The organism is Geothrix edaphica (assembly GCF_030268045.1).
Classification (GTDB): Bacteria; Acidobacteriota; Holophagae; order Holophagales; family Holophagaceae; genus Geothrix; species Geothrix edaphica.
The window spans coordinates 1,700,729-1,710,395 of the sequence record NZ_BSDC01000001.1 but is presented as its reverse complement, the minus strand read 5'-3'; the positions used below and the strand labels follow the sequence as shown (position 1 = coordinate 1,710,395).

7 protein-coding genes and 1 rRNA gene are annotated in these 9,667 nt (G+C 69.8%); 6 read left to right on the top strand and 2 right to left on the bottom strand.

The features are described from left to right. Positions 1–18: 18 nt before the first annotated feature. Positions 19–134: ribosomal RNA gene (rrf, locus tag QSJ30_RS07785) — 5S ribosomal RNA — on the top strand. Positions 135–250: 116 nt separating this feature from the next. After that, entirely contained in the window at positions 251–2,965 is a 2,715-nt protein-coding gene (gene ppdK / locus QSJ30_RS07780) for a pyruvate, phosphate dikinase (RefSeq protein WP_285608036.1), read from the top strand. Between the two features lie 10 nt (positions 2,966–2,975). Here the strand turns inward: ppdK and QSJ30_RS07775 are convergent, their stop codons facing one another. Next, complete coding sequence (locus QSJ30_RS07775) at positions 2,976–3,371, bottom strand: DUF6982 domain-containing protein (protein ID WP_285608035.1); 396 nt, start codon at positions 3,369–3,371, stop codon at positions 2,976–2,978. Positions 3,372–3,565: 194 nt separating this feature from the next. Between QSJ30_RS07775 and ettA the strand changes: the two genes are divergently transcribed. Genes ettA through QSJ30_RS07755 form a run of 4 tightly spaced genes read left to right on the top strand, consistent with a single transcriptional unit; the run spans position 3,566 to position 7,330 of the window. Next, on the top strand, positions 3,566–5,263 hold the full coding sequence (ettA, locus tag QSJ30_RS07770; protein ID WP_285608034.1) for an energy-dependent translational throttle protein EttA: 1,698 nt from the start codon (positions 3,566–3,568) through the stop codon (positions 5,261–5,263). Beyond that, on the top strand, positions 5,260–5,877 hold the full coding sequence (locus tag QSJ30_RS07765) for a hypothetical protein (RefSeq protein WP_285608033.1): 618 nt from the start codon (positions 5,260–5,262) through the stop codon (positions 5,875–5,877). The genes ettA and QSJ30_RS07765 overlap by 4 nt, the downstream gene beginning before the upstream one ends. A gap of 4 nt (positions 5,878–5,881) precedes the next feature. Further along, complete coding sequence (locus QSJ30_RS07760) at positions 5,882–6,739, top strand: DNA cytosine methyltransferase (RefSeq protein ID WP_285608032.1); 858 nt, start codon at positions 5,882–5,884, stop codon at positions 6,737–6,739. 9 nt (positions 6,740–6,748) lie between these two features. Beyond that, a complete protein-coding gene (locus tag QSJ30_RS07755; RefSeq protein ID WP_285608031.1) occupies positions 6,749–7,330 on the top strand; it encodes a phosphorylase family protein in 582 nt (193 codons plus the stop codon). On the opposite strand, the gene QSJ30_RS07750 is transcribed toward QSJ30_RS07755, so the two are convergent. Further along, complete coding sequence (locus QSJ30_RS07750; RefSeq protein ID WP_285608030.1) at positions 7,299–9,629, bottom strand: ComEC/Rec2 family competence protein; 2,331 nt, start codon at positions 9,627–9,629, stop codon at positions 7,299–7,301. The two genes, QSJ30_RS07755 and QSJ30_RS07750, sit on opposite strands and share 32 nt — an antisense overlap. Positions 9,630–9,667 lie beyond the last annotated feature (38 nt).

Genomic DNA, 9,667 nt, shown 5'->3' with positions numbered 1-9,667 from the left:
CAACCCTTCTTAACCCTTCGTCGTGGCTTTTCCCCAAGTGTCACACCCGTTCCCATCCCGAACACGGCAGTTAAGACTTGGAGGGCCGATGATACTGCTCCTCACAGGAGTGGAAAAGTAGGTCGCTGCGACGTTAAATCGAACGGGTCACCCCCACCGGGGTGGCCCGTTTTTGCGTACCCTCATTCCGCATCCATGCGGGTTTTTGGCCCGGTGCCGGATACACTGGATGTTCCGCGTGGAGGATCTGATGAACAAAGGTGTTTACACCTTCGGGGGAAACCGTAACGAAGGCGGCGCCGCCATGCGCAACCTTCTCGGTGGCAAGGGCTGCAACCTGGCGGAGATGGCCGGGCTCGGCATTCCCGTGCCTCCGGGTTTCACGCTCACCACCGAGCAGTGTGGCGCCTACTACACCAATGGCCGGCAGCTGGCCGAGGGGCTCAAGACGGAAGTGCTGGAGGCCCTGAAGTGGCTGGAAGGCGTGCGTGGCTGCGGCTTCGGTTCCATCGAGAACCCCCTGCTGCTGTCCGTCCGCTCCGGCGCACGCGTTTCCATGCCGGGCATGATGGACACAGTCCTCAACCTCGGCCTCAATGACCGCACCGTGCTGGCTCTGGAGAAGGCCAGCGGCAACCCGCGGTTCGCCTGGGATTCCTACCGCCGCTTCATCACCATGTACAGCAACGTGGTGCTCGGCGTGGAGCACGCGCTCTTCGAAGCGGAGCTGGAGCGCGCGAAGGAGCGTCTCGGCAGGCATCAGGACACCGACCTCCTCGTCGAGGACTGGAAGGTCCTTGTGACCGCCTTCAAGGACATCGTGCTGGAGGAGACCGGACAGGCCTTCCCTCAGGAGCCCATGGATCAGCTATGGGGCGCCATCCGCGCCGTCTTCGAGAGCTGGAACACGGCGCGTGCCATCACCTACCGGCGCCTGAACCGGATCCCGGATGACTGGGGCACGGGCGTCAACGTGCAGAGCATGGTCTTCGGCAACATGGGCGATGACTGCGGCACCGGCGTGGCCTTCACGCGCGACCCCGCCACGGGCGAGAAGCTGTTCTACGGCGAGTACCTCATCAACGCCCAGGGCGAGGACGTGGTCGCCGGGACCCGCACGCCCCAGCCCATCACCCGCGCCCAGGCCGAAGGCACGGGCCTGAAGAGCCTGGAGGAGGCCATGCCGGCCTCCTTCGCCGAGCTGGACGCCACCTGCAAGCGCCTGGAGACTCACTTCAAGGACATGCAGGACATCGAGTTCACGATCGAGCGCGGGAAGCTGTACCTGCTGCAGACCCGGAACGGCAAGCGCACGGCCATGGCGGGCATCCGCATCGCCATCGACCTGGTGGACGAAGGCCTCATCGACAGCCACACGGCCCTGAAGCGCATTGATGCCGACAGCCTGTCGCAGCTGCTGGCGCCGGTCTTCGATCCCAAGGAGAAGGACCGCCTGCGCAAGGAGGGCCAGCTGCTGACCAAGGGCCTGAACGCCGGACCCGGCGCCGCCACGGGCCGTATCGCCCTGACCGCCGAGCAGGCGGAGCAGATGGCCCAGGAGGGGCCCGTGGTGCTGGTGCGCGTGGAGACGAGTCCGGAGGACATCTCCGGCATGGTGGCCTCCCAGGGCATCCTCACGGCGCGCGGCGGCATGACCAGCCACGCGGCGGTGGTGGCGCGCGGCATGGGCAAGCCCTGTGTCTGCGGGGCCTCGGCCGTGCAGATCGACGTGGCGCGCGGCGTGGTGAAGGTCGGTGTCCACGAGCTGAAGGCCGGCCAGGACTGGATCTCCATGGACGGCTCCACCGGTGAGGTGTTCGCCGGCAAGCTCAGCGCCCATCCCTCTGAAGTGAACCAGGTGCTGGTGGATGGCCGCCTCAAGGCCGAAGACAGCGAGCTGTACCAGCGCTTCGCCAAGATCATGACCTGGAGCCGCGAAGCCAAGCGGATGAAGGTCCGCACCAACGCCGACACGCCCCATGACGCGGCCGTGGCCCGCGCCTTTGGCGCCCAGGGCATCGGTCTCTGCCGGACGGAGCACATGTTCTTCGAGGGCGACCGCATCCTGGCCGTCCGCGAGATGATCCTCGCTTCGGACACCGAAGGCCGCAAGAAGGCCCTGGCCAAGCTCCTGCCCATGCAGCGCGAGGACTTCGAAGGCCTCTTCACGGCCATGGATGGCCTGCCGGTGAACATCCGCCTGCTGGATCCGCCCCTCCACGAGTTCCTGCCTCAGGATGAGGCGGGCCAGCGGGAGATGGCGGAGGTGCTGGGTGTGGACCTGGGCACCGTGGAGCGCCGCGTGACGCAGCTCCACGAGTTCAACCCCATGATGGGCCACCGCGGCTGCCGCCTGGGCATCACCTTCCCCGAGATCATCCGCATGCAGGTGCGCGCCATCACCGAGGCTGCGCTCAACGTGGCCGCCAAGGGCATCAAGGCCGTACCGGAGATCATGGTCCCGCTCATCGGCACCGTGCGTGAGCTGATCTACACCAAGACCGAGATGCTGGACGAGATCGCCCAGGTGAACCGGGAGCGCGGCACCCAGTTCGCCTGCCCCATCGGCACCATGATCGAGATCCCCCGGGCCGCCCTCACCTCCGACAAGATCGCCGTGGAGGCCGAGTTCTTCAGCTTTGGCACGAACGACCTCACTCAGATGGGCTTCGGCTTCAGTCGCGATGACGCGGGCACCTTCCTGCCCGAGTACGTCGGGAAGAAGATCCTGGAGGATGATCCCTTCCAGAGCCTGGATCAGGAGGGCATCGGCGAGCTGGTGCGCATCTCCTGCGAGAAGGGCCGCGCGGCGCGTCCCGGCATCAAGCTGGGCGTCTGCGGCGAGCACGGTGGCGATCCCCGCAGCGTGACCTTCTTCCACCACGTGGGGCTCGACTACGTGAGCTGCAGCCCCTACCGGGTGCCCATCGCCACCCTGGCGGCGGCCCAGGCGGCCCTGGGCTGAGCAGCGTGGCTCAGACGAACGCCACGGACTGGGTGGCGGACGTCACGATGTAGCACCGTTCGTTGTTGGATCGCGGGTCGGCCGGGAGCAGGAAGAACCCCGGCCGGCCCGGCTGGTACCCCTGCGTGGTGCCCACCAGCACCTCACCGTCCTTGAAGGTGACCTTGACCTTCCGGCCCGGCGCCGGGGCCTGGGGCGGGAACTCGTTGGTCTTCTGGTGCTCTGGATCCCCGTTGAGGCTCCGGACGAAGTACAGGGCCTTGAGATCCGGGACCTTGACCTCCAGCGGCTTCGCCTCAACGCTCCCGTTCGCCGAGATGTGGAAGAGCTCCTTCGCGGGAAGGAAGTCGTTGGTCTGGCCCTTCAGGGTCGTCCCGTCCAGGAATCGCGCCACCACTTGGTTCATGGAAGCCTCCAGATTGGTCGGACATGCGGATGTCGAATCCACCTGCACACGAGATTTGTTGTCTTTAAATTACAAACGATCGGATTCTGGCGCAAGCCCCCTGGGTCGGAGGCCCGTGAGACCGAAGCCGCCTTGGAAAGCCGCAGGAGGGGCCTGCGGGGAAGCGCGATAGAATCACCCTTTTCGAGCGAATCATGGCCAAGACCGCGACCAAGGCTTCATCCGAGCAGCCCGAGATCATCTATTCGATGATGCGGGTCAGCAAGATCTACAACAACAAGCCTGTCATCAAGGACATATCCCTAAGCTACTTCTATGGCGCCAAGATCGGCGTCCTGGGCCTCAACGGCTCCGGCAAGAGCACCGTCCTGCGGATCATGGCCGGCGTGGACCCCGACTTCAATGGCGAGGCGGTTCTCAGCAAGGGCTACACCACGGGCATCCTGGACCAGGAACCACAGCTCGACGAGGCCAAGACGGTCCGCGAGATCGTGGAGGAGGGCGCCGCCGAGAAGGTGAAGTGGCTGAAGGACTACAACGCCATCAGCGACCAGTTTGCCGATCCCGACGCGGACATGGACGTGCTGCTGGCCATGCAGGCCGAGCTGCAGGAGAAGATCGACGCCCACGACTGCTGGGACCTCGACTCGCGCCTGGAGCAGGCCATGGACGCCCTGCGCTGCCCGGACCCGGATACGAAGATCGCCGTGCTGTCCGGCGGCGAACGCCGCCGCGTGGCCCTCTGCCGCCTGCTGCTCCAGGAGCCGGACATCCTGCTGCTGGACGAGGCCACCAACCACCTGGATGCGGAGACCGTGGCCTGGCTGGAGAAGCACCTCCAGGACTACAAGGGCACGGTCATCGCCGTCACCCATGACCGCTACTTCCTGGATCATGTGGCCGAGTGGATCCTCGAGCTGGATCGCGGCGAAGGAATCCCCTGGAAGGGCAACTACTCCAGCTGGCTGGAGCAGAAGCAGGGCCGTCTGGCCAAGGAGGAGAAGTCCGACCAGCGTCGCCAGAAGACCCTGGAGCGCGAGCTGGAGTGGATCCGCATGTCGCCCAAGGGCCAGCACACCAAGAGCAAGGCCCGCATCGCCAACTATGAGCGGCTGGCCGGCGAGGAGGGCCGCCAGAAGGAGCAGGAGCTGGAGATCTACATCCCCAGCGGCCCCCGCCTGGGCGACCTGGTGGCGGAGCTGGACGGCGTGTCCAAGGCCTACGGCGACCGGGTGCTCTTCGACAACCTCAGCTTCGCCATCCCCCGCGGCGGCATCCTGGGCGTCATCGGTCCCAACGGCGCCGGCAAGTCCACGCTGCTGCGCCTCCTCACGGGCCAGGAACAGCCGGACGCGGGCACCATCCGCCTCGGCGAGACCGTGCGCATGGCCTATGTGGACCAGCTGCGGTCTGGGCTCAATCCGGACAAGAGCGTGTTCGAGGCGGTGTCTGGCGGCTACGAGCAGATCGAGCTGGGCGGCAAGCTCATCAACGCCCGCGCCTGGCTGAGTCGCTTCGGGTTCTCCGGCGACTCCCAGCAGAAGAAGGTGTCCGAGCTCAGCGGCGGCCAGCAGAACCGCCTGAACCTGGCGCTGACGCTGAAAAGTGAATCCAACCTGCTGTTCTTCGACGAACCCACCAACGACCTGGACGTGAACACCATGCGGGCGCTGGAGGAGGCCATCGAGTCCTTCGCCGGCAGCGCCGTGCTGGTGAGCCACGACCGCTGGTTCCTGGACCGCCTGGCCACGCACATCCTGGCCTTCGAGGGCGATTCCCAGGTGCAGTTCTTCGACGGGAACTACACCGAGTACGAGCAGTACCGCAAGGACGTGCTGGGCCTGAAGCCCTTCGATCCGCACCGCATCAAGTACCGGAAGCTCACGCGATGAAGACGGGCGCTTCTCCGGTCCCCGCCTTCGCCACCGCCGCCGCGGGTCTGCTTCTGGGTGCACCGGCCCTCTGGCTCGGTCTGGATCAGGGCGCCATCGCCCTCTGGACCTTCGGGGCCGCCGGCCTCCTGCAGGGCCTGCCCTCCCTGGTGGTGGGGCAGCGCGTCCGCGAGGGCTTCGGGAACCGCGGCCTGGAGCGGGAGCGACTGACCCTCCGGGCCGCCAGCCACCTCCTGCGCCTCCTGGCCCTGGGCGCCATCCTGACCGCCGTGGCGGCTCTCATGGGCGACCGCAGGCCCCAGGCGGGCGCCGTCCCGCTCATCCTGGCGGGTGCCGCCCTGGCCATCCTGGCGCCCCTCTGGTGGATCCGACGGGCGCAGGCAGGGCTCCATCCCAGCCTGGCTTCGGACGCCTCGCGGACCCGCGCCTGGCTGGAGCTGGGCGGCCTGCTCCTGGCTGGGGTGCTGCTCGGCCGCTGGTTCCCCTGGGCCGATGCGGCTGCCGGGCTCGCCATGGGGGTGCGCCTGTTCATCGAGGGACAGGCGCTGGCCCGGGGCACGGCCCTGTCCACGGCGGCCTCCTGCGGCGGCTGCGGAAGCTGCGGCTGCGGCTAGGCGGATGCGCGTCCTCGAGCTGTTCTCGGGTCTCGGAGGCTGGCGCTGCGCCCTCGGAGACCGGGGCAGCGTCGCGGCCGCCTACGATGTGAGCGAGGCCGCCAACGCCACCTACACGCTGAACCACGGCCAACGGCCGAAGGCCCGGGAACTGGCCGCGGTGCCGCTGGCGGAGCTGGCCGCCCACGGGGCCGACACCTGGCTTCTCAGCCCGCCCTGCCAGCCCTTCTGTCGGATGGGAAAACACCAGGGCCTGGAGGACCGCCGTTGCCGGGCCTTCCGCCACCTCCTGGACCTCTTCCTCGAAGCGCCGCCCGAGCGCCTGGTGCTGGAGAACGTCCGCGGCTTCCTGGGCTCGGACGCCCATGTCCTGCTGTCGGAGCGCATCAGAGCCCATGGCCTGCATCAGCTGGATCTGGAGGCCTGCCCCAGCCGGTTCGGCCTGCCCAACCAGCGGCCGCGGGTGTTCGTGGTGGCCGGCCGCCACCCGCTGACCGCGCGCCGCCTGCCGGACCTGCCTCCCCGTCCCCTGGCTGATTTCCTGGATGCCGAGGAGGACGAAGGCCTCTACCTCCGGCCGGAAGTTCTCGCCCGCCACCGCCACGGCCTGGACTTCGTCACGCCGGAGGACCACCGGAGCACCTGCTTCATCGGAGGCTATGGCCAGCGCTTCGTGGGCAGCGGCTCCTTCCTCCGGACGGAGCGGGGCGTCCGCCGGTTCGCACCCTCCGAGGTGGCGCGGCTGCTGGGATTGCCGAAGGGCTTCCGCTTTCCTGCGGAGCTGTCGCTGGAGGCCCGCTACCGCCTGCTGGGGAACGGCCTGTCCATCCCTGTCGCCGCGTGGGCCCTGGATCACCTGTAGACTCTGTCCATGCGCCTCCTGCTGTCCGCCTTCGCCCCGGAACTGGGCCCCCTCGCGGAAGATCCGCCCCCGGGCTGGGAGACGGCCACCGTGGGCATCGGCGCCGTGACGGCGGCGGTGGCCACGGCCCGGCTGCTGGCCGAGCGGCAGCCCGAGGCCGTGCTCTTCCTGGGCACCTGCGGGCGCTACGACGAGCGGCTGGCGCTGTTCGAGTGCCTGTGGGCTTCGGAGGCCATCGCCACCTCCCTGGAGGAACGGCGCGGTGGCGCCTATCGGCCCGGCCTCGAACGCATCCGGTGGATCTCGACCCTCCCGGGACCGCTGCCGCCGCGTGCCGTGGCGGTGGTGCCCGCCATCACGAAGACCTCCGAAGGTGCGGCCCTGCTGGCTTCCGTGGCCCCGGCCGAGCACCTGGAACTCACGGGCGTCTTCGCCGCCTGCCATGCGGCCGGCGTGCCCTGCGGCGGGGCGCTGGTCGTCGTGAACGACGTGGGGCCCGAGGCCCCCATCCAGTGGAAGGCCAACCACGCCGAGGGCAGCCGGCGGCTGGTGGAGGCCCTCAGGGCCTCGGGCTTCTTCGAAGAGGCGTGAGGCACGCGGTTCCGTCGCCGGTCTCCACGCGCCAGCCATCCGCCACGGCGGAGATCCGCACGCCGGCGCCGGGGCCTGTGATCCAGACCGGTGTTCCCGCCCGGTGCAGCGTCGCCAGGGTCTCCGGATGGGGATGCTCGAAGCGGTTCCGCAGGCCGGCGGGGATGACGGCCACCTCCGGCCCCAGTGACGCCACCCAGGCCGGATCCGTGGCGTTCCGGCTGCCGTGGTGCCCCACCTTCAGCAGGCGATGGGGCGAGAGGCCCGGATCGCCGAGATCCATCAGGTCCCGCTCCTGGATGGCCAGCGCGTCGCCCATGAGCCAGAGCTCCCGGTCCCGCCAGGCCACGCGCAGCACCGTGGACACCATGTTGGCGTCCGGCAGGGCGAAGGCCCGGGCGGGCCAGCGCACGCTGAAGGCCGCCTCGCCGCGAGTCCAGGCATCGCCCCGCAGGAGCCCTGTGGGTTCCGCTCCCCCGGCGGGACGGAAGGGCGCCCAGGGGTCCTCCTCCTCGGCGGTCACGGGAACGGACGTGGAAGCCAGGGGCCAGATCCGCGCGAGGGTGGCCCAGCCGCCTGCGTGGTCGCCGTGGGCGTGGGTGAGCACGAGGTGCACCGGCTCCCGCACGCCGCGTCGGCTCAGCACACGGGCGAGGCGGCGGCCCGTCCAGGGACCGGGGCCGGAGTCGATGAGGGTGGCCTCGCCGCCGGGCACCCGCAGCAGCAGGGCATCGCCCTGGCCCACATCGACGGCTTCCAGCGACAGGGTGTCCGCCGCCCGGCCTGTGCCACGGAAGGCGAGGAGGCCCAGGGACATGGTCACGAGCCCGAGGGTGAGGGCGCGAGTGCGCATGAGGCGTCCCTGGAGGTGGGCCAGCGCCAGCCAGCCCAGCGCCAGCAGGAGCCAGGGCCAGAGCAGGCCCGTGGCCAGGGGCGCGATGCCCGTGAGCGCGGGCACGAGGCGCTCGCCCATCCAGGTCAGGGTGGCTGCGGCGCCCTGGGTGAGCCAGGGCAGGGGCACCAGGATCAGCAGAAGGCAGAGGGGGGTGAGGAAGGCCACCAGGGGCAGCACCAGCAGGTTGGCGAGGATGCCCCACCAGGGCGCGCCGCCGTGCAGCAGGGCCAGCAGGGGCAGGGTGGACAGCCAGGGCGCCGCCAGCCGGGCGAAGGGCAGGGCCAGGCGGCCCAGCAGGGGGGACAGCAGTCCCGCCAGGGGCTCCGCCCCCCAGAGCAGGCCCAGCAGGGCCCACCAGGCCAGCAGGAAGCCCGGCTCGACGCCCGCCGCCGGATGGCCCAGCAGCCAGAGGAGCAGGGCCACGTGCAGGCCTGCCACCGGCGGCAGCTTCCAGCCGCTGGAGCGACCGATGGCCCAGGCGATGCCCATGAACAGGCCCCGCCACACGGGCGCCGAGAAGCCCACCAGGGCCGAGTAGAGCAGCCCAGCGGCGATGGCCCCGGCGCTGACGCCACGCAGGCGCAGGCGGCGCAGGAGGGCCTCGATCACGGCCATCACCAGCGTCACCTGCAGACCCGACACGACGAGGATGTGGATGGTCCCGCTTTCGGCGAACACGCTGAAGTGGGCTTCGTCCGCGGGGGGGATGCCCAGGGCCAGCGCACCCCAGAGATCCTTCGCCGTGGGGCCCAGGGGCAGGGCCTCGAACTGGCGCCGGGCGAAGGCCTGGAGGCGCAGCAGCCAGGACGGGCGCGGCGGGCCCAGCGGTTCCATCAGCTGCGCCGAGGCCAGGTGGATGCGACGGGGGGCCTCGTCGCTGCGGGCCCGCCACAGGGGGCGCTCTGCCAGGAAGACGGGCGCGGGCTGGACGGGCCTCAGCTCCGCGCGGAGGCGCACGGGGGTGCCCGGCGGGGGCGGCATCTGCTCGCCATCGGCGGGCACCGTGAGGGGCAGGGCGAGGCCCCGCAGCGGTCCGGGCGTGGCCACCTCGAGGCGGCTCCGCAGCCGCTCGCCCTGGAGGGTCCAGGGAGCGTCGATGCGGCCCTCCAGGGCCTGGAATCCGGCGGGCAGGGCCCTCTCCCACTGCGCCTTGCGCGCGAGCCCCAGGAAGGTGAAGCCCGCGAGCCCCAGGGCCAGGGGGACCACGGCCCAGCGCCGAAAGCGGAGCAGGGGGAGGGTCAGGAACCAGGCCAGACCGCCGAGGACCGCCCACCGTCCGGCGATTCCGCCGTCCCAGCGCTCGGGCACGAGCCAGGGCACGGCGCAGGCGGCGGCCAGGGCCCAGGCCACAGGCCAGAGCGAAGCTCCTGCGAGGCGCTGCCACAGGCTGGATCTGGAAAGCATGGGGGCAGTCTAGCCGGACTGTCCAAACCTTGACAGGG